Here is a 19,681-nt window from a genome sequence, read left to right as displayed (position 1 = left end):
GGGAGGCTGCGCAGGGTCGGGAGGATGAATTGGTCACGGACGGAACGAAGGTCCCCAGTCTCGACATCGACCTTTTTGCTGCGCAGCATCTGGTCGATCCCTGGGGCAAACTCCGAGAGATCCGTGCGGCTGGTCCGCTGGTCTGGAACCAGCAGGGCTATTGGATGTCGGCGAGCGACAAGGTCTGCCGTCAGATACTTACGCAGCCCGATCGGCTGGGGCAGGAGGGCTTGATCGCGTCCCTCTTCGGCGAAGAAGCGTTTATCTCCATCGATGATCGTACCATGCACAACGGCTTGCGGAACGTCTGGACGCGGGCGTTCGGGCACGCCGGAGTAGAGGCTCTCGTGCCGTTTGTGCGCGATCTGCTCGGCGAAATGGTCCGGTTGGTCTCGGCAGATCTCGACGAGCACGGCGAAGCAGATCTCGTGCCACATTTGTGCCGGCCGCTCCCCGCACACGTGATTGCCAAGATGATGGGGGTAGGCTCGGGCATGATAGCTCAGGTGATCGCGTGGAGCGACGTCATGTCTGACGCCACCTCCGGCGGGTTCCCCATCGATTACGCCAACGATCCCGCATGGCTCGCCTCCGAGGAGGCGAAAGCAGAACTTGCCGACTACATCCGGGGACAAGTCCGTTATCGGCAGACGAACCCAGGGGACGACCTGATCAGCATGCTCGTCCACTCGCCCTGGTCCGCCCGGTTGTCCGAGGAGGCGATCATGGTGAACATCCGCCAGCTCCTGTTCGCGGGGAACGAGACAACCTCGAAATGGCTAGGTCACATTGCGGCTGTCCTCGGGGAGCGCACTGACGTTCGCGAAATGCTGCGCAGACAGCCTAGCTTGATACCGGCAGCGCTGGAGGAGATCATGCGGTGGCAGGGCGTCACGCAGGTCTTGCCGCGGGGCGTCCGAGAAGAAGGTGCCGAGATCGCGGGTATTGCGCTCCCGCCGGGAGCGGAGGTCATCCTGCTCATCGGCGGGGCAGGTCGCGATCCGGAGCGATGGGACCGCCCGGATGAGTTGGACGTACGCCGCGAACCCAAACCGCATCTGGGCTTTGGCTTCGGCCTGCACAGCTGCCTCGGCGCAACCCTGGCCCGCATGGAGGCGCGCGAAGTGACCTTGGCACTGCTGCAGCATCTGCCTGACTTCACCGTCTGCCGGCCCGTCACATACGGCAACTTCAGCTTACGCGGCCCCACGTCCGTAATGATCTCCAAGATCTCATGAGTGCCTTTCGTTTTCACCTGCGCGCGCCGGCGCCCCGGGTCAGTGTGGCTGATTGGCGTAACGCGGCTCGCAAACGGCTTCCGGACATGGCCTGGAGCTACATCGAAGGCGGAGCGGACGACCTCGTCACGGTCGAGGAAAACATGCGCGGCTTCCTCGAGCATCGGTTGCGAATGCGGTCGCTCAAGGGAGCATCGGCGCCGGCAATGAGCACGATTGTGGCAGGAACGGAACTCTCAATGCCCTTGGCTCTTGCGCCCGTGGGCGCCACCGGCATAGCCCATTGGACCGGCGACATCGCCGCCGCCCGAGCCGCCGAAAAGTCGGGAATCCGTGCCGTCCTCAGCACGGCCTCAAGCTACTTGCTGGAGGAGGTAAGCCGGGCGACCGAGGCCGCGCACTGGTTTCAGTTATACCCGATCGGGGGCCGCGCCCGGATCGCGGAGCTCATGGGTAGGGCCCGCGCGGCCGGTTACACGGCGCTGTTCGTCACTGTTGACATCCCGGTCCTCGGAAACCGCGAAGGTGAGCGCAAGTGGCACTTTCAGTTGCCATGGTCGGTAACTCCGGCACGCGGCTTGCACCTCGCCCGACACGGTCGCTGGGTGTGGGAGGCTCTTCGACACAAGCGAATGGCGGCGGTCCATTTTCTCGAGACCACGGGAGAGAACTCCGCGCGCACAAGGCCGCCAGGCGCGATGGCTGCCGCCGCGAACTCGAGCGCGGCGCTGGCCAGTCAGATCCAGGCCGATTTGTGTTGGGACGACGTGAAGTGGATGCGGGATCAGTGGGACGGGCCCTTTTACGTCAAGGGCATCCTGGATGCCGACGACGCAGCTCACGCGATCGACGCGATTGGCGCCGAGGGTGTGGTCGTGTCCAATCACGGTGGCAGGCAATTGGACCGCTGTCTGGCCAGCATTCACGCTCTACCGCAGGTTGCCGCGCGCGTGGGTGATCGCGCCGAAGTCTTGCTGGACGGCGGGGTACGAAGGGGCACCGACATTATCACCGCTCTTTGTCTCGGCGCCACGGCCGTACTCGTGGGAAGGTCCTTCCTCTACGGCCTCGCGGCGGACGGCGAGGCTGGCGTGAGTTCCGTTCTGGAGATTTTCCGGGAGGAGATTGCACGTGCCCTCACGCTCATGGGCTGCAGCTCGACAGCTTCGCTGGGCTTGAACTGGTTAGCCAGGCGGACTTCACCCGCAGACTAACTGGCCTGCATAAAGGTCAACACTACTTTCGTCCAAGATCCCAGCAAAGGTGAAGGAGAGACTATGGCTTTAAAACTGCAGGAGATACTCGAGCACTACCGGGTCACCAAAGTCAGCAACGAGCAGTGACGTAGCCCTGCTTTTCGAGCTTAGCCTGACCTGTTGGCCGCCCCTCTCACGAGTAGTCCAGATATTCGTTCGATCCGCCTTCGATGTCGTCAATAGAGTGAGCCAGCGTGCTGGGCAGCGAACCACCGCAGTTTGTGCCAATGCAGTATACGTGAGGCGATCGCCTGCAACTTCTTTTCTCTGTGGATGACGGGCCGGCTCGGGATGGCAGCTAATGGTTATCGCTGGCCCGAAAGTCGCCTGTCACCTCCGCTCAATTCCGCTGCTGAGCATGCGAGGGCGGTGCCTTTTACCCGTCGTATCGGTGCTGTCATCTGTGGATGTCCCCTATGCTGCAAGGGGTAAATTGAGTTGATGATCTGATCTGTCGGGGTGCGGTCATCTGTCCGGCCTACTGGCGCGGCGCACGATGGCCGCTGGCCCTGATGTTGTCCGCTGGCCGGTCCCACTCAGTCTAGCGAGCTCGAAGCTCTGACAGCACCTCGGGTTGTTCCGGCCTTTGCGGCCGCGTTCAGATCGTCATCATCAATTCAATGGGCACCCTTACAGTTTTACAGTTCGACGCGGCCGCGCATGTGCGCCGCGATTATTCTTAGGCTGTGACAGGCGAGCGATAGGTCTCGCCGCGCGCCAGCACCGCCCAGACGATCCGGGCGTTCTTGTTCGCCATGGCAACGGTGACGAGCCGGGCCGGCTTGCGCTCGAGCAGACTGCAGACCCATTTGGCAGCAGTGCTATCGGCAGTCCGGGCCCTTCGCACCACCGATGTTGCGCCGACCACGAGCAGCTTCCTGAGATAGCGATCTCCCATTTTCGAGATGCGTCCCAGCCGGTCCTTGCCGCCGGACGAGTTCTGGCGCGGGACCAAGCCCTGTGGTGCCACCGCTTCAACCAAGATTTCCTGTGCGACGAACATCGCGCCGGTACAGGTAGCGGGTAGCCGCTGCCTTTTCTTGCACAAACCATTCGACTTGGCCGCGCAGCAGAGCGACAGCGGTGGTGTGAACACCGCAGCCGCTGACCGGCTGCCCGCCCCGCCAGCGTGATGGACGGGGCTCCGGCTGGTGGGAGCGGCATGAGGCCGCTCCATGAACCGGAAAGTATCTCCATGACCAAGTTGACCGATATTCAGAGCCTGCTGCTCAGCCACGCTGCGCAAAGCCCAGGCGCAAGCCTGCTGCCGCTTCCTGCCGGGTACACGCTTGATGAGGAGCGTGTCGGCAAGGTGATTGCCAGCCTGTTGCGCCGCAAGCTGCTGGAGCCGGACCGAGCGGCAGATGCCGCATCCACGTGGCGCACCACAGAAGATGAGCCAATCGGCCTTTTCGTCACGCCTGCCGGGCTGGTGGCGATTGGCATCGGGGCACAAGAGGATGCAAGCAGCGGAGCGCCCGCCGATGCAACTCCCCCTACCCCACAGCCGCCCCGCAGCACCAAGATCGCGCATGTTCTGGCACTGCTCAGCCGGGCTGAAGGTGCAACGCTGCCCGAGATGATTGCTGAAACAGGCTGGCTGCCACACACCACCCGTGCTGCGCTCACCGGTCTACGCAAGAAGGGTCATGCCATCGACCGCTTCACGCGAGACGAGGTGACCTGCTACCGCATCGCGGAGACGCACTGATGCCGCGGGTCGATGATGCGCTGGCCGAACTCGGCTCGCTGTCCTCCACGACGTTGAAAGCGCGCTGGGTGACACTGACCGGTGCGCCTGTACCGCGGATCAGCCCTGCGCTGCTGCGCCTGGTCCTTGCCTGGGAGATCCAGGCGCGGGCATACGGCGGCCTGCCACGGCCGGCTTCCCAGCGGCTGGCGCAACTGGCGCGCGCAAAGACCGCCACTACGCCTGCGGGGGCCGGCATGCGGCTGGTGCGCGAGTGGAACGGCACCGCCCATGTCGTCACTGTCAGTGAAGACGGACGGGTCAGCTGGAATGGCCGTGACTGGCGCTCCTTGAGCGAGGTTGCCCGCGCGATCACCGGCACCCGCTGGTCGGGACCGGCCTTCTTCGGTCTCAAGACGCGAGCGGCGGCATGAAGCGGATCCGCTGTGCGATCTACACTCGCAAGTCGAGCGATGAAGGGCTTGAGCAGAGCTTCAACAGCCTTGATGCCCAGCGCGAGGCGTGTTCGGCTTATATCCTCTCGCAGGCGTCTGAAGGCTGGATGGAAGTTGCCGGCCACTATGACGATGGGGGCCTCTCCGGCGGCACGCTCGAGCGCCCTGCCCTGCAGCGACTGCTGAGCGACGTCGCGGCAGGCGGCATCGACATCATCGTCGTCTACAAGGTCGATCGCCTCACCCGCTCGCTGCTCGACTTCTCCAGGCTGGTCGAAGCCTTCGATGCCAACGACACCTCGTTCGTCTCGGTGACCCAGTCGTTCAACACCACCACCAGCATGGGCCGGCTGACCCTCAACATGCTGCTCTCCTTTGCGCAGTTCGAGCGCGAGGTCACTGCCGAGCGCATCCGAGACAAGATTGCTGCCAGCAAGGCAAAAGGCATGTGGATGGGTGGCATCCCGCCGCTCGGCTACAAGCCCGATGGGCGCAGCCTCGCTGTGGTCGAGGAGCATGCCGCGCTCGTGCGCACGATCTTCACTCGCTACCTTGCCCTTGGTAACGTGCGGGTCGTGGCCGATGCGCTTGCTCGTGACGGCATCCCCTCCCCTCCTCGCACCACCGCCACCGGCAGATGCATCGGTGGAGTGTCGTTCAGCCGCGGGCAGCTCTACCTGATCCTCAAGAACCGCATTTACCTTGGCGAGATCGAGCACAAGGGTAACATCTACCCCGGGCTGCATGCCCCCATCCTCGACGTCGCTATCTGGGACCAGGTGCAGGCGATGCTCGCCGCCAACCTCCAGGGCAAGCGCACCGGCACCTACCATCGCAAGCCCAGCCTGCTTGCCGGGCTCATCGTCAAGGCGGCGATGAGAGCCGCTACAGGCGGCGCATGCCAGCAAGGGGCAGGCCCGCTATCGCTACTACGTCAGCCGCTCGCTCCAGGAGGGCGGCGCTAACAAAGGCACTGGCGGCTGCCGCGTGCCTGCGCCGGAGATTGAAACGCTGGTCACCGAGCGCGTGGCGCAAGTGTTCGACGATCCGCTCGAGCTCATGGCATCTGCCTGCCTTGAGGTACCGGCCGATCTCCATGCGAGCGTCACCGCCTCTGCCCGAGCACTGGCTGCCAGACTGCGCAGCAAAGAGCACAGCCTTGTCCGTGACCTGATCGCCGGGGTCGAGGTGCAGCAAAGTGGCATTGTCATCCACTGCACGCCTGCTGGTATCGCAGCAGCGCTTGGCGTCGATACGGCTGCCACTGCACCTGACCGGCTGACGCTGGGTGCGCAGGCGCGACTGACCCGCTCCGGCCGCGCGCTGCGCCTGGTGCATGACAGTGGCACCCAGGCAAGCTGTCGGCCCGAGCGCTCGCTCAGCCGCCTACTGGCTCAAGCGCACGGCTACTGGCGTGAGTTGCGCAGGGGCGAGCTGGACATCAAAACGCTCGCCGCTCGCGAGGGCGTATCGGCTTCGTGGATCACGAGGGTGCTGCGCCTGGCGTTCCTTGCTCCTGATATCACCACCGCTATTCTCAAGGGTGCGCAGCATGGCAAGCTGGAAGCCGGTGCCCTCGTCTCCACCGGCGCGGTCGATCCGGACTGGTCTGCACAGCGCAAGCTCTATCTTCCTGCAGCGAAGTGACGCGCGGGAGCCGCGCGCCTGCAAGGGGCGTCCATTGCAAACATCAATGAGCGGGGCGCCTCCTGCCGCTCAGTATCGCGGTCACCCGCAGAATACCAACCGGCAGGGGCAATTTGCGATCTGCGTCGATGATCCCAGGCTCGAACGCTCCGTCCAGATCTGCAACCGCACCAAGGCTATCGTGCATATGGTAGCGATCATCCTCCGTGAGACGCCGATAGCTTTTCGGATGTGTCAGGTAGCGCAGGAGCCACGAGCCGAACCCGTCCGTCCAGGTCTGATGGACCGTGTCTGACATTCGGGCGAGTTGATCATATGCAACCAGCGATCGACGCCAACGGTGTTCGTCGAAATCAAGTGCATTGTTCGCGAAGCGACGCCCGACTTCAAGGCCGCGGTGCATGAGCGCCCGCGCGCGCTCAGGCGGCATGGTGAGGTTGAGACCGCCTTCGTTGGCAGAGAGCAGCACGTGGGCAATGCGTTCGCGCTGTCCTGGCATGGTACTCAGCAACTGGTCCTGCCAGTCTTTCGCTGCCCTCACAATTGATCCAAACAGACCACCAAGCGACCCGGTCTCACGTGCCGGCAACCCGAAACCATGGCGAGCGGTCGCCGGAATGAACACCCGCTGGTTCCCGGTCGCCATTCCAGGGGGCAGGTCGTCCAAGCTGAGCGCGAAGGTCGGCCGTTCAGGCAATAAGGCATCGAACAGGTGAATCGGGAAGTTGCTGCGGATGCCACCATCAGCAAACAAAATACGCCGGTTCTGGATTGCCGGTGTTGCGCCGGTTGCGCGCTGGAGCTCGGCGTTAGCGAAGTCGCGGACATGCACAGGCACCGCTGCGAACAGCAGTGGAAAGGCAAGGCTCATCCGGGCGGCAACGAGTACTGGCAGATCGTTTGACGACGGAAAGCTGGACAGGCCCGGCATGTGCGCGGGTTCAGTAACCCTTGCAGCGATCCAGTCGCACACGTCGCCAGGAAACAGTCGGCGCCACTCGGGATCGCTGTACGCGGCAAGAATACCGAGGGTGGGCAGAGTGTGCGGCCGCCCCATCCCCAGGTTGGTCGTGATGACCCGCAGGTCGATCTGCCGGTCCGTGCTGGATCCCAGCAAGTGCCCGAAGGTCAGCGGCGGGCTGCTCTGCCAGTCCTCGCCGAACGCAATCTCCTGAATGGCTGCGTGGAGCCAGGTGGTGAGCGCGGGTCCACGACCACCTGGCTGATCGGTGCCTGGACAGAGACCGAAGTCGCTTTCTGGCAGATCCGTTCGGACAAGCCGTAGTGCATGCGCGATGAGGGCGATGACCAGCCCAACGATGCCCCCGAGCAGGATGCCAGCCAATCCCGCCCGTAGCGCCCACATGGTGACAGCGCCGGCGATGGCCCCGACGGCTGCCTGGACCGGAGCGATTGATGGCAAGCCCGCAACCAGCCTCCATGCACTGCGTCCGCTTTGAGCGCGCAGCAGATATGCCAACAGACGGCGGTAGCGTGGCTCCGGTTGAAACAGGCCGGGCATGTGCTCGGGTAGCTCGTCGCAGTAGCGCTGCAGGCGGACGAAGCCGGCAGGATCGCCGCGCACAGTGCGCGCATATTCTGCAGCCACTGCCAGCGATGCCGCGATAGCACCGGCTGAGGTGCCGCCAACCGAGCGGAACCGATAACGCCGGGCAAGCTCAAGGATGGCGTAGGGGTAGACGATGCCGCTGGTGACCCCGCCTTTCATGACGATGTCACATTCGTCAGTCGGGGATGCGAACATCGCGGCTGTATAGACCGGAAGTTTCTCGTCGGTGCGCATAGGGGGTCCTCGCGTATCCGGCGATCGTCGCATAGGCGTCATCGGCCAGCTATAGGCTTTGAATATGCATGTTGATTACGACACGTCGATGATCCGCCCGGATAGGCGCCTCGGGCGCTGGGCAAAGGCGCTTTGGCCCGCCGCGCTGATTGCGGCAACGGCATTCTCATCTCCCGCGTGGGCGGCCGATGGCGAACTACACAGTTTCCATTGCCTGTTCGGCTGCCCTCTGGGAGCGTCGGCAACCAACGACACCGTGGTGCGAGAGATATACACATTATCGTCCAACGACCTCACCAAGCTCGCCGACTGGGTCGCGTACCGCGTGACGCCGGCGTCGATTGGACGGTCACCGGATCGCGAGTGGCGAACCGATCCATCGCTGGCAGCCGACGAAACGCTCACACCTGACGCATATGACGGCGCCAACCGCGTGCTGCGAACGGACCGCGGTCATCAGGCGCCGCTCGCTTCATTTTCTGGCACGCCGTTCGCAACAGACACCAACATCCTCTCGAACATCACCCCTCAGGCTTCGGCCCTGAACCAGGGGCCGTGGAACGCGCTGGAAGGACAGGAGCGGTCGCTTGCGAAACGACTGAACACTCCCGTCTATGTCTACACAGGACCACTGTTCGAACGTCTGATGGCGCCGGTGCCTTCAGGGCCGGTACTGGCACGGGTTCCGTCCGGCTACTGGAAGGTCGTGGCGCTTGCAGACGGTCGGGTCAGCACCTTTGTCTTCGACCAAGCGACGCCGCGCAACTTCAACTACTGCGACGGTCGGGTGTCCTTGACTCATGTTGTGCTGCGCAGCCGGTTCATCCTCTTCCCGATGGCGAACACAGCGTCGTTCCGAAGCCTCGACGCCGAGATCGGTTGCACATCGCCGCGCCCGCTGGACCCAACCCCATCGGTGATCCCGGCGGAGTGACAGGCAAGCCAGCGACGGTCAGAAAGCTCGGTCATCGAGCGGCGGCCGGTTCGTAATCGCGCGGCGACGAAGGGCCCTTACGAGGTTGGCAGCGCTTGAAATCATGGCCGCGAACGCGAGCAACATCGGTGGGTCAAAGACAGGCATAAGGCGACTCCTTTGTTCCTGTTATGTACCTACCTGGTTCGCTGTAGGAAAGTTCTTGTTTGCCGGTCCAGAGCCAGTCGCAATTTGACCCATAAGGCGCCATTCGAGCCGCCCTGCCCCCTCCCCGACTCCGGCCATCCGTTAATGTGCTGCGAGCTCGATCTTCCGTAGGGATTTAGGAAGCTATAAGGTCGCAAAGTGGGACTCAGCTGCCTTTCGCGAGGACGAATGCTAACGGCGGGTTTCGGCGACACCCGACGTTCGCGCGGCTGCGTCAATCAGGCTATGAATGAGCAAAGCTGACGGTTAACTACCCGGCAGTTCCCAAATGAACAGCCAGAAGACCGGACCTTCCTCTGGCTCGTAGCGACCTATGAGGCGTAGACAACACCTAATACAAGGCGAGCATTGATCATCACAGGTAGGTCCGGTGCCCCTTCTACTCGTTCGGTTGCGAGAACAACGGAGGCTCCGAGCCCGCCGATTGTTTCGAACTGCCGGAGATAGGGCAGACTCCTCGCCAGCGGCGCGCCGATTCGCTTCAGGATGCTGTCACCGTCTTCCAGAGTGACAGCGACCATCTCGCCTTCCATGGCATCCAGCTGATCTGGGGTCAGGACCGCTCCACCAAGGATGATCTGCCCCGGCATCACGCGGGGGACGGCGCTTTCCTCGCGCACGCGATATGCGACCTCGATCCGCCCAAGGGCGGGATGTCCTTCGAGCAGAACTGCCTCTTCCCGCCCCGCCGGCGGAGGAGCCTGAACGAACAGAGCTCCGACGACGCGATGCAAATCGAGTTCATGATTCTCGAAAGCCAGCGTTGGCCGACCGCCGCGAGGGTCGGTCGCTTCAGCGGCCAAGGAGTATCCCTCACCGTTGCGCGGACGTAGCAGCCTGCGAGCGAAGGCTTGCGTGCCGCGGCGGCCAATAACCAGCTCATGATCGGCCGGCGAAGAAGGCGTCGCCTCAACGATCGCGATGGATCCGGCTGGGATTGTGAAGCCCATGGTGTCTCTGCGGACGTAAAACAGCGACTTGTCATCAAACCACTGGCTGGAGAGCATCTCAAAGCTGCTATCTTGGCTGCCACCGCTCGGAACGTGCCGGCTAAACGCAGCAATGTCCTGGACGATCGGGACGTTGAACGCTGGTGCGGTAACGACAGTCAGAGGTACGACATTGTCCGGGAGGGCCTCCTGAAGCGGCTCCCGCCAACGATAACGCCGGAATTCTTCGTGGACCCGTTCAACTGCCGAACGCAATCGCTTCAGGTCCGCATCAACGTTCTGCACGTCGATGTAGCTCAAGGCGTTGGCGTCGCGGTGATGCGCTTGGTTGAGCACTCGTCGCGGCTCAGCGCCATCGGCCAATGCAGGATCATCGCAGAAGCGCGAGAGTACCGGGCTCCTGAAGAGTTCGTTGCTGCGAGCGGTGACCAATGAACGGAGCCGTCCCAGCAGCTGCATCAACGTCGGTGCGTCTGTGGGCGCCGAAAACGCGGGATAAGCTGGGTCGTCGAACAAGTCCCCGAGGCGCGCCTCCAAGAAGATGCGAGCCTGATTGGCATAATCCTGCGCGTGAGCTGCCGAGTCGGGGTTCGAGACGAACTCGTTCCGCTTCCGATCCAAGTCCTCGATAGCCAAAGAAGTTTCGAGGGTGCTACGAGATGCGTGCACCGGATGGATGGCACGGTGCTCAACACGATTGGTACCTCGTGCCTCAGCGACGAGGATACGGCCGAAGCTACGGTCATAGGTGGTCGCCAGAATCTGGGCTCCCCCAGCCGCCAGTTGGTCTAGGGCACGCGCTAGACGAGCGCGATTGTCATAGTCGAGTAGATCCTGGGGATCATCCAAGATCATGAGCGACAGGCCACCATCCGTCAGGAGGACATGTTCCCGGAACGCGAGATAGAAGCCCATGAGTGACGCTCTCAGAGCCGAAGCGTTCGATACATGTTGGGCAGGCGCAAGAACGCCATCGCGTCCCGCCTGGATTGCAATTGCTCCTTGGGGCGTCATCCCGGTTCGATGCGGTTTGGGCGATAGGGTCGTCGCATTCTGGTAAATCGCGTTCCGCCAAAATTCCGCTCGATCATGCAAGCGGGCCTGCAAGCCTTCGACCTGCGCGGTGGCAAGATCGCCCACGGGAATGATTTCATCCAGTGCTGCTGCAGCCGTCCCGCAATCTTCGATCCCTTTCAGCTTGCGCTTGTGGGCGGTCTGAGCAGTGCTCATGCGCTTCGATAATTCGATGGCCGCACTAATGGGCGCAACGCCCTTTACGATGGCATCGAGGCGTAACAGCTGCGCTCGAAGGCCAGTCGCCTGGCCGTCGCCGCCATCGGCTTTGCCGCGAACTTCCTCAAGCGCTGCAGCAAGTTCTACGCGGTGGGTCGTCATCCAGTCGACAAATGCCATAGCTCGGATAAGGCGGTTCAACGTCTTGCTCAGCTTAGCCGAGTGAGCACCAACTCGGCTCGGCAGAACTCGCTGCGCCGGCTCTGTGAACGACGGCAGGTCGGCCATCGCCTTGTCCGTTAGCGCTTCCACGTTGGAACGCAGCGAACGAAGGACGCCTGTAAAGCCTTCCGTGCTGAAGAGGTCGTCCAGCAACCCGGTTCGCAAGATTGCACCGGGAGATTCGGGCAGGTCCTTCTGCAAATGGCGTCGAAGCGTGTCGGGCAGATCACGGGCCAGTTTGCCGGTCCAGGCCTCGGCCCATTGCACGACCGTCTTGGAGAGGATTTCGCTGTCCTCAGCAACCTGGCGAAGATGATTGGCAACAAGCCCGCCAGTCTCGGCGTCGACGACGCCCGAGAGGGAATGGTGGCAGACCGCACAATGATCATCATGGGGCTTCCCATGCTCGCGCATCCAGTCGCTCACGCGTGCGTAAAGCTGAGTCCGGCGCTCCAGCACTGGGTTCGCCGAGAGCTCTTCAAGGGTCGTCGCCTCAACGAACATACGATTGATGAGGGCTTCCACATCTTGGCGAGCGTCGGCCTCCAGCTTGAGAGCATTCAGCCTTTCCATTGATGGGAGCTGCGACAACCGGCGCACCTGCTCTAGCGCAGGGGCGATGCATTGCTCCAAGCTCTGCCGCTGCGATTCCTCCGAGGCGTCAAAAGTATCGCCAAGAACGTCCCGGGCATGGGCGAGACCGCTGGCTTTCAAATCGTCGAAATGCTGTCCTAGCGCGATGAACGCAGCCGGCTCATCCGTGATCGCCGGGAGAGCGGAGGCAGGCGCCATCTCCGAGAACTCGGAAATCCGCTGCTCGAGATCGCTGCGATGCTGCCGATAATCTTTCTCGATCCGTTCAAGCTCGGTTTTGCGCTCCTTAGTGATGTCCCCCGCAATCTTCGTTCTCGCACGCGCAGCGTGCTTTGCCAGGGCGACAAGTTCGGAAAGGCCTGTCAGCTTGGCCACCGCGAGCCCCAACTCCGAGGGGTTTCCCACCTGAAGATAGGGCAGCAGCCCTGGCATGGTGGTGCCGAGATTGAACGCGATCGGATCGAGGCCAAGATCCGCCGCATTGGGCCCGACCTCTTCCAGCTTGCCGTTCGTCTTTCGTGACTGCGTTCGACGGATCGGCGGAAGGCAAGTCCCGTCCTCCAGTTCGAAGGTCAGCTCAACCCAAGTATCCGCTGGGACGGTTTTAGCTGATGCCGCAGGCGTCCAGTGCTGGGCACTCGGCAGGGGAGTCACCGCGCTGATCTTGTGCTGGGACGCCTCTTCAGTAACCCCGCGATCGATCTCGCAGTCGAATTCGGCTTCGCCGCTTTCGGGCAAGCGCTGAGGCCGGAGCAGCTTGCCGGTGAGGCACCAGATCACCGAATTCATCAAGCTTGTCTTGCCCGATCCGTTCCAGCCTTCGAATACCGTGATGGGGCTGTTCGGTTCGAACACGAAATCCGTGCTCGGCTCGTCTGCGGACCCGTAGGCATGGAGCCCCGCGAACCTATGTGCGACGATCTTCGCCAGCCTAAGAACTCGGCGCTCCCGATCTGCGGAAGTGGAAGGAGGCGGCACTTGGGCTGGGGTAGCGTTGATGCTGGTTATGATCGCTTCGCAGTCAGGCGTCATTACATTGCCGGCCCACTTGGAGCGCGCGCCGCGATACCAGGACAGCACGCCTCGAGCGGCATCGCTACCGAGCACCAGCCGGTGGCCCTCATCGGTGGCGATCGGACGTCCGGAAATGAGCTCAGCAAGAAGCACGTCAGTAGTGAGCAAGTGAAGTGCGCGTACGGGCGTCACGCCCGACGAATCGGCATCCGAATCGGTCAATTGTGTGGCCCCCAATTCCTAGCTCAGGGTAGCCTCCGATGGATTCCGCGTCATCTGCGAACTAGTCGGACGTCGCCATAAGCCGTTGTTGCCCGCGATTATCGTCCCCCTCCAAGCCTTCAGAGCTCCCCAGTATCGCGGCAGGATATGACAGCTGACAGGATCGATGATGGGACCGACTAACGACAGCATCGAGGGCGTTGCCGCCCAGTGAGTTTGCGTGAAGCGAATGGCAGGTTCCAGCAAAATCGACCGTTCATAGTGACGTCCTCCCAATTTTTTCATCCATTCTGAGTGAGAGTTTTCCGGCCTTGTGAAGCCTTCGGGCAAGGAGCTGGGAAATGAAGAAGTCGAGGTACACTGACGAGCAGATCGCCTTTGCGTTGAAGCAGGCGGAGACGGGCACCCCGGTTGCGGAGGTGATCCGCCGGATGGGGATCTCGGAGCAGACGTTCTACCGTTGGAAGAAGGTGTACGGTGGACTTGGTGTCGGCGAGCTGCGGCGGGTTAAGCAGCTCGAAGAGGAGAACCGCAAGCTCAAGCAGCTGGTTGCGGACCTGAGCCTGGACAAGCACATCTTGCAGGACGTCCTTGCAAAAAATGTATGGTCCGCCCCCGTCTGGCAAGCGTGAGATGTGGTTTGGCGGCACAGTCTGCGTAAATGTATCCGGCCTGTGTGTGGGACATCTCGATCCCTGGCCATGATGGGATACGCGTCACGATCGGCCTTTCAAGCTGGTCCAGCCTTTTGACGGCTGCATTTTTGGCCAGGCTTTGATCGTGTCACCATCGACTGTTTGCCATCACTCCTCTCGCTGCAGACCTCTTTGTGCGGGTGCCCGGCTCAGGCGGCGATCGGCATGTGTGGCCGATACTCTTCCTGCCGGGCTAGCACCGCCCAACTGATGCGTACGATCTTGTTCGCCAGGGCGACGACGGCGACGTTCTTGTGGGTTCGCGTCTCGAGCTGATCGAGCCAAGGGCCGAGGCCGCGGTCACGCTTCATGTGCATGCTCGCTGATCTGGCGCCGTGAATGAAAAGTCGGCGCAAGGAGCTGTTCCCCCGCTTCGACATGCCGAGCAGCGTCGGCTTACCGCCGGTGGAGTGTTGGCGTGGGACAAGGCCAAGCCACGCGGCGAGGTCGCGACCGCGCTTGAAGCCGGTGCCATCAGCAACTGCGGCGACCAGCGCCGTGGCGACCAGCGGTCCGACACCCGGGATGGCGAGCAGGCGACTGCAGCCGGGATCAGCAGCCGCGATCGCCTCGATCTCCTTGGTCACCGCGGCGGTGTCGGCATCAAGTCCGCGCCACTCACTCCATAGCTGCCGGAGGATGAGCCGCATCCGCGGCGAGAGCGTTGACCGCTCGTCGGTGAACAGCATCGGCATCTCGCGTGCCATGTGCTGCCGGCCAGTGCGGAACACGATACCACGCTCCAGGAGGAACGCGCGGATCTGGTTGATGACTGCCGTCCGTCGGCTCACCAATCGCTCACGCACACGGTGGAGCGCTTGGAGATCGAGCTGCTCGACAGACTTTGCCGGCACGAACCGCATCGTCGGCCGCTGCACGGCTTCAGCGATCGCCTCGGCATCAAGGTAGTCGTTCTTGTTGGACTTGACGAAAGGCTTCACGAACTGAGGCGCCATCAGCCGGACATCGTGCCCCACGGTCATCAGTTCGCGCGCCAGATGATGCGCGCCGCAGCACGCCTCCATACCGATGAGGCATACAGGCAGGGATGCCATGTGCCGCATCAACTGGGTGCGGCTGAATTTCTTCTTCCACTGAATCGCGCCGGATGCGTCTAGCGCAACCAGGTGGAATGACGTCTTGCCAATGTCGATGCCGACTACTGCTACCTCTGTCATGACGGTCCTCCTCAATGAAGACGGTCAGCATGCACCTGACCGTGTCGCTCCGTAAGGGGGCGGACCATCCCACAAGCTCTGACGCCTGGGCGGCGGCGCGAGCTTGTTGCGCACGTCCAGGCGTCTCACGGGGTGAGTGAAAGGCGTAGCTGCTCGGTGCTCGGCGCCGAGCGATCGTCGGTGCGCTACACCTCGCATCGACCGGACCAAACGCCATTGATGATGCGCATTCGCGATTTGGCTGCGACGCGGACGCGGTATGGCTACTTCAGGATCTATATCCTGCTGCGCAGGGAAGGATGGCTGGTGAATCATAAGCGCGTTTACCGGCTCTACCGGGAGGATGGACTGAGCCTTCGGCTCAAGAAGCCGCGGCGCAACGTCAGTGCTGCCAATCGTGAAAGGCAGCCTGCAGCATCGGCGGCGAACGAGATGTGGTCGATGGATTTCGTCTCGGACGCGCTGTTCGACGGCCGGCGCCTTCGGGCGCTGACAGTCGTTGACGCCTTTACCCGAGAGGCGCTGGCGATCGAAGTCGATCAGGGCATCAAGGGCGAGCAGGTTGTTGCTGCGATGATGCGGATTTCGTCGATCCGCGGCGCACCCAGGACCATACGGGTGGACAATGGGCCCGAGTTTATCTCCAAAGCGCTGGACCGCTGGGCCTACGAGAATGGTGTGACGCTCGATTTCAGTCGACCAGGCAAGCCCACCGATAACGCGTACGTGGAGTCGTTCAATGGTCGCTTGCGCGACGAGTGCCTGAACGCTCACTGGTTTTTGTCGCTCGCCGACGCCCGAGCCAAGATCGAGGCTTGGCGACGGGACTACAATGAGAGCCGTCCTCACACATCGCTTGGCTGGCTGACGCCGGTAGAATATGCTGCTGCTACGGCCGCCCAAGCGGCCGAATAAACGCCGGATACTCACCCTCAGAATGGATGGGAAACCGGGGGACCCTCACTATCAGGCCGGACTCTAATCACACTCGGAGGAAAATCAGGGGGTCACGTCAGTGACAGTGATTTCCGGAGCCGGGGCTTAAATGACATTCGAGGAGACGATCAGGCTGTTCAGCGAGGGATCGTTGGAGATCGACCTTTCGAGCATCGTGTTCACTCGCCGGGGAGGCGCTTCTCGCGAGAAGTTGACCGGGCCTGGCTCACTGTCGCAGAATCGGGATGGAGAGATTGAATTGAAGGCGCACGTCGCGTTCAGCGAGCCCGATACCATGGTTGCGCTCTTGAACCGCTCCATGAAGTCCGAGGCAGGGGCGCTCGTGCCCGACGACGGCTATCATGATATCGAGGCGACCGATGTGGTCGCCGCCGTTTGGGATTGCGGACGGGCGATCGTGAGTCCCTCTGTATCGTTCCCGACATCGTCGGCTGTTTTCCAGGCCAAGCCGAGGGTGCTTCGTCGGACGAATGACGTACACAGTCCAAAGCGAAGATTGAGGCTCTACTTCTTCGATCAAAGCGCTCGCGATTGGAAGGGCCTGCTGGGCGGGCCACACGAGATGGAGATTGACAGACTAGCGTTTGATCTGACGATCGACGAAGCGGGAGATGGGCAAATCCGAGTTGAGGCAAGGTCAGCAACAGACCTTCCTGAGGCGTTCGAGCGACGTCTCATCGAAGCACTGCAGTTCGTTGTTGGGCAGTCGCTACATCCAGCGATTGTGGACGAGTTCACGTCATCGGTTCGGACACTTAGGCTATATGGATCATCCTCACACATCAGACGCGTTCCCGCCTTTCCACCGCTGGAGATTCACACTTCTCAATACGCAGCCCAGCATGTGGAGCTGTTACGATGCTACCTGACCTATCTGTTCTCCTTGCCCGATGAAGGCATCTGGAGTCCCCCGTCCAGCTTCCTGTTTCTCCTACGCAGTGCCAGCGAGGGATCGATTGATAGCTGGCTGATCGGGATCTGTGTCGCCGTCGAGGGGCTTGCTGGACTAATCGAATATACGCCGGCCCCGGTGACGGTCGAACTTGCCAAGTTTCAGGTGCATGTTGGAAAGTGGATCAAAGATGAGGGCATATCGGAGAGCAGCGCGAAGCGGATCACGGGTTTAGTGGGGCAACTCGGGTCCGCTAGGCCCATTGATCGCATGATGAGCCTTGTGCCTCGCAAATTGTTGTATGAGGCCGACATCAAGACCTGGTCGAAGGCGCGCAACTCCGCAGTCCATACCCGGAAGTCCGGTGCAGCAGACTTAAAAAGCGAAAAACTGCAGGGCCGGATTGACCAGCTCCATGACGTGTATCGGCTCCTCTACTTCATCATTTTCCAAGTCATTGGCTACGACGGGGAATACACTGACTATGCCGAGCGTCATTTCCCAGTGAGGGCCTACCCGCCGGGGCCGCTATGACGGCGCTCCGGCTATGGTCTGGCTGGCGAACCTGCCGAAAACCCGTAACGTCTGCGCTACGGATACATGATTTTCTGGTGAGCCCAATTGGACCTTAATCGACTGACAGCTCCTTGGTGCGCTCACTTCTAAGAAGCGGCCCCGGTACGAACGGCTTGATTGAAGGCGTGCAGGGATCGCGGCCGACCCAACGCTTGCGCATCACCAACTAGGGCACCTCGGCCCGCGTCGCGAGGAGCGCGACCCCTGCTGCCCGACGCTTCTGCGCTGGGGTGCGGTTCTTAATCTTGTCGAGGTAGAAGCATCGGAAGTCGTGCAACCGACGATCGATCTCGCCGTCCAGCTGATCGAACAGATCGGGGCAGTTCGAGCTCTTGAACGAATTGCGCCAGCCCCGGATGGTATAGTCGATCCGGACCAGGGTTTGGGCATAGCACCGGTCCTCGCTAGTCAACGCACGGCCCGAGATCGCCTTGATGATTGCCTTCTGTCCGCTCGCGATCAGGGCGGCGATTCGCTCGTGCAGTTTCTCGCGCGCGGCGAGCGAGGGGGGATAGCGGCCCGGCCGCAGCTCGTAGCCGAGAAAGGCATGGCCTTCATCGACGGTGCCCGTGAACGCCTTGTGGGGCGATGCCACCGGATCATAAATTTCCATACCGAACTCGCCGAGCAGCGCCCCCGCGGCGCGCATCGCCGTATCGACGGCGCGGCGGGTTCTCCCCATGACGAGGAAATCATCGATATAGCGGATGCAGGTGATGCCGCGGGCGTTCATCGCGGTATCGAAGGCTTCAAGGACGATATTGCCCGCGAGGGCCGACAGGGGACAACCCTGCGCAACGCCGTCCGCCCCGGTCGGAAACAGCTTCAGATCGTCGTCGCTCAGCTTGTCGGCGTTCGACAGCTCCACAGTCAGGCCGGCCCGGACAAGCCGGAGGAAGTCCGCTTCCACACCTTCCGCTTCCAAGAAGGCCAGCACCCTTTCGCGCGGTATCTTTGTAAAGAAGCCCGAGATGTCGGACCCTGCGACATAGCGATCGCCAGCCTTCACCCGCTCGTCGAAGATTGCGATCGCGTGGTCCACCCCGCGCCCCTTGATACCGCCGATCGACGTCGGTGTTTGTAGAACACGCTGCACGCCGGTGATTTCGGTCGCTTCCTGTAGGACGTCGAGGATTGCCCGCTGCACAATCCTGTCTTCGAGGGGAGCAACGACAATCGGCCGCTTGCCCACCTTGCCAGGCCCTTTGGGCGGCGTGGCCCCATAAGCGGGGGCGAAGCTATAGCCCGCCTTCAACCGTGCCTGCAGCGTCCGCAGGTTCTTTGGCAGATCTTCGCCGAACAGCTTGACCTTGTTCTTGGTCGCTTCCTGCCGGGACGTCTCGGCATTGCGCCGGATGGCGTGCCAAGCCCGCACGAGTGCCCGTGTCGATCGGACGCGTCTGCAGAGCGATTTGTAGGTGCGTTGTCTAGCTATGGGGCCTGCCGACATAAATTCCCCCCGGCCAGATGCGTCCTTCAGGCGAAGCGCCGACGATCAGTGTCGCCGAAGCATCGACCTGCACCGCGAGGCTCATCGCCACGCGATGGTCCCCGCCTTCCGAACCTGCACCCACAAGGGGCCAAGCGGAAACAAGGGCCAGTGACCAAACGGTCGCGACCAAGCGGGACCAGCCCGTCCAGCGCGCCGAACCAACTCCGCGTCCACGCATCGCAATAACTCCCCGGATCAGCTTAGCAGCTTTTTCGGCGCGTCAAGCCCTTGCGCGGCTCGCCGCCTCGGCCGACACTTATGTTCGGAGACTGTTCGGCAGGCCGTCAGTGACGGAACCCCAGTCTCGCACGTTAAGGCCGAGGCGTGCGGGCGTCCTTCAGGCGAAGCGCCGACGATCAGTGTCGCCGAAGCATCGACCTGCACCGCGAGGCTCATCGCCACGCGATGGTCCCCGCCTTCCGAAC

At 62.1% G+C, this 19,681-nt stretch carries 13 protein-coding genes and 3 pseudogenes; 10 read left to right on the top strand and 6 right to left on the bottom strand.

Features of this window, described 5'->3' with window-relative positions:
• Positions 1–29 precede the first annotated feature (29 nt).
• Both ABUH87_RS01565 and ABUH87_RS01560 read left to right on the top strand, forming a co-directional pair.
• Entirely contained in the window at positions 30–1,238 is a 1,209-nt protein-coding gene (locus ABUH87_RS01565; RefSeq protein WP_367768342.1) for a cytochrome P450, read from the top strand.
• The gene (locus ABUH87_RS01560; protein ID WP_367768339.1) at positions 1,235–2,452 is read left to right on the top strand and encodes an alpha-hydroxy acid oxidase; all 1,218 of its coding nucleotides are present in this window, start codon (positions 1,235–1,237) and stop codon (positions 2,450–2,452) included. Before ABUH87_RS01565 ends, ABUH87_RS01560 begins: the two co-directional genes overlap by 4 nt.
• Before the next feature lie 721 nt (positions 2,453–3,173).
• On the opposite strand, the pseudogene ABUH87_RS01555 reads toward ABUH87_RS01560, so the two are convergent.
• Positions 3,174–3,470: pseudogene (locus ABUH87_RS01555) on the bottom strand (transposase); the annotation flags it as partial.
• 219 nt (positions 3,471–3,689) lie between these two features.
• On the opposite strand from ABUH87_RS01555, the gene ABUH87_RS01550 reads away from it, so the two are divergent.
• The 4 genes from ABUH87_RS01550 to ABUH87_RS01535 are packed head-to-tail and all read left to right on the top strand — an operon-like array spanning position 3,690 to position 6,286.
• On the top strand, positions 3,690–4,205 hold the full coding sequence (locus ABUH87_RS01550; RefSeq protein WP_367768336.1) for a DUF3489 domain-containing protein: 516 nt from the start codon (positions 3,690–3,692) through the stop codon (positions 4,203–4,205).
• On the top strand, positions 4,205–4,618 hold the full coding sequence (locus ABUH87_RS01545) for a DUF2924 domain-containing protein (RefSeq protein WP_367768333.1): 414 nt from the start codon (positions 4,205–4,207) through the stop codon (positions 4,616–4,618). The genes ABUH87_RS01550 and ABUH87_RS01545 overlap by 1 nt, the downstream gene beginning before the upstream one ends.
• Positions 4,615–5,604 carry a recombinase family protein gene (locus tag ABUH87_RS01540; RefSeq protein ID WP_367768330.1) on the top strand — a complete coding sequence of 330 codons (990 nt, stop codon included), beginning with the start codon at positions 4,615–4,617 and terminating at the stop codon, positions 5,602–5,604. Before ABUH87_RS01545 ends, ABUH87_RS01540 begins: the two co-directional genes overlap by 4 nt.
• A gap of 22 nt (positions 5,605–5,626) precedes the next feature.
• Complete coding sequence (locus ABUH87_RS01535) at positions 5,627–6,286, top strand: hypothetical protein (protein WP_367768327.1); 660 nt, start codon at positions 5,627–5,629, stop codon at positions 6,284–6,286.
• 43 nt (positions 6,287–6,329) lie between these two features.
• On the opposite strand, the gene ABUH87_RS01530 is transcribed toward ABUH87_RS01535, so the two are convergent.
• Positions 6,330–8,090: a patatin-like phospholipase domain-containing protein gene (locus tag ABUH87_RS01530; RefSeq protein WP_367768324.1), complete on the bottom strand. Its 1,761-nt coding sequence runs from the start codon at positions 8,088–8,090 to the stop codon at positions 6,330–6,332.
• 64 nt (positions 8,091–8,154) lie between these two features.
• Between ABUH87_RS01530 and ABUH87_RS01525 the strand changes: the two genes are divergently transcribed.
• The gene (locus tag ABUH87_RS01525; protein WP_367768321.1) at positions 8,155–9,024 is read left to right on the top strand and encodes a DNA/RNA non-specific endonuclease; all 870 of its coding nucleotides are present in this window, start codon (positions 8,155–8,157) and stop codon (positions 9,022–9,024) included.
• Between the two features lie 518 nt (positions 9,025–9,542).
• On the opposite strand, the gene ABUH87_RS01520 is transcribed toward ABUH87_RS01525, so the two are convergent.
• Positions 9,543–13,466, bottom strand: coding sequence for an ATP-binding protein (locus ABUH87_RS01520; protein ID WP_367768318.1), 3,924 nt, complete (start codon positions 13,464–13,466; stop codon positions 9,543–9,545).
• A gap of 341 nt (positions 13,467–13,807) precedes the next feature.
• Between ABUH87_RS01520 and ABUH87_RS01515 the strand changes: the two are divergent.
• A pseudogene (locus tag ABUH87_RS01515) lies at positions 13,808–14,065 on the top strand (transposase); the annotation flags it as partial.
• Positions 14,066–14,310: 245 nt separating this feature from the next.
• Here the strand turns inward: ABUH87_RS01515 and ABUH87_RS01510 are convergent.
• The gene (locus ABUH87_RS01510; protein ID WP_367768315.1) at positions 14,311–15,339 is read right to left on the bottom strand and encodes an IS110 family RNA-guided transposase; all 1,029 of its coding nucleotides are present in this window, start codon (positions 15,337–15,339) and stop codon (positions 14,311–14,313) included.
• A gap of 72 nt (positions 15,340–15,411) precedes the next feature.
• On the opposite strand from ABUH87_RS01510, the pseudogene ABUH87_RS01505 reads away from it, so the two are divergent.
• Together ABUH87_RS01505 and ABUH87_RS01500 are read left to right on the top strand one after the other, a co-directional pair.
• Positions 15,412–16,254 (top strand): annotated as a pseudogene (locus tag ABUH87_RS01505) (IS3 family transposase); the annotation flags it as partial.
• A gap of 172 nt (positions 16,255–16,426) precedes the next feature.
• Positions 16,427–17,722 carry a hypothetical protein gene (locus tag ABUH87_RS01500; RefSeq protein WP_367768313.1) on the top strand — a complete coding sequence of 432 codons (1,296 nt, stop codon included), beginning with the start codon at positions 16,427–16,429 and terminating at the stop codon, positions 17,720–17,722.
• Between the two features lie 208 nt (positions 17,723–17,930).
• Here the strand turns inward: ABUH87_RS01500 and ABUH87_RS01495 are convergent, their stop codons facing one another.
• Both ABUH87_RS01495 and ABUH87_RS01490 read right to left on the bottom strand, forming a co-directional pair.
• On the bottom strand, positions 17,931–19,139 hold the full coding sequence (locus ABUH87_RS01495; protein ID WP_367768311.1) for a reverse transcriptase domain-containing protein: 1,209 nt from the start codon (positions 19,137–19,139) through the stop codon (positions 17,931–17,933).
• A gap of 52 nt (positions 19,140–19,191) precedes the next feature.
• Complete coding sequence (locus ABUH87_RS01490) at positions 19,192–19,434, bottom strand: hypothetical protein (RefSeq protein ID WP_367768309.1); 243 nt, start codon at positions 19,432–19,434, stop codon at positions 19,192–19,194.
• Positions 19,435–19,681 lie beyond the last annotated feature (247 nt).

It is taken from the genome of Novosphingobium rhizovicinum, from assembly GCF_040813635.1.
Taxonomy (GTDB): domain Bacteria; phylum Pseudomonadota; class Alphaproteobacteria; order Sphingomonadales; family Sphingomonadaceae; genus Novosphingobium; species Novosphingobium rhizovicinum.
Note: the sequence above shows the minus strand (reverse complement) of the source record. Positions and strands in the feature narration are given on the sequence as shown.

Excerpts from the sequence above, each read along its gene's own strand:
- ABUH87_RS01550 (WP_367768336.1), top strand. The coding sequence starts at position 3,690 with ATGACCAAGTTGACCGATATTCAGAGCCTGCTGCTCAGCCACGCTGCG.
- ABUH87_RS01560 (WP_367768339.1), top strand. The coding sequence starts at position 1,235 with ATGAGTGCCTTTCGTTTTCACCTGCGCGCGCCGGCGCCCCGGGTCAGT.
- ABUH87_RS01525 (WP_367768321.1), top strand. The coding sequence starts at position 8,155 with ATGCATGTTGATTACGACACGTCGATGATCCGCCCGGATAGGCGCCTC.
- ABUH87_RS01510 (WP_367768315.1), bottom strand. The coding sequence starts at position 15,339 with ATGACAGAGGTAGCAGTAGTCGGCATCGACATTGGCAAGACGTCATTC.
- ABUH87_RS01540 (WP_367768330.1), top strand. The coding sequence starts at position 4,615 with ATGAAGCGGATCCGCTGTGCGATCTACACTCGCAAGTCGAGCGATGAA.
- ABUH87_RS01545 (WP_367768333.1), top strand. The coding sequence starts at position 4,205 with ATGCCGCGGGTCGATGATGCGCTGGCCGAACTCGGCTCGCTGTCCTCC.
- ABUH87_RS01490 (WP_367768309.1), bottom strand. The coding sequence starts at position 19,434 with ATGCGTGGACGCGGAGTTGGTTCGGCGCGCTGGACGGGCTGGTCCCGC.
- ABUH87_RS01530 (WP_367768324.1), bottom strand. The coding sequence starts at position 8,090 with ATGCGCACCGACGAGAAACTTCCGGTCTATACAGCCGCGATGTTCGCA.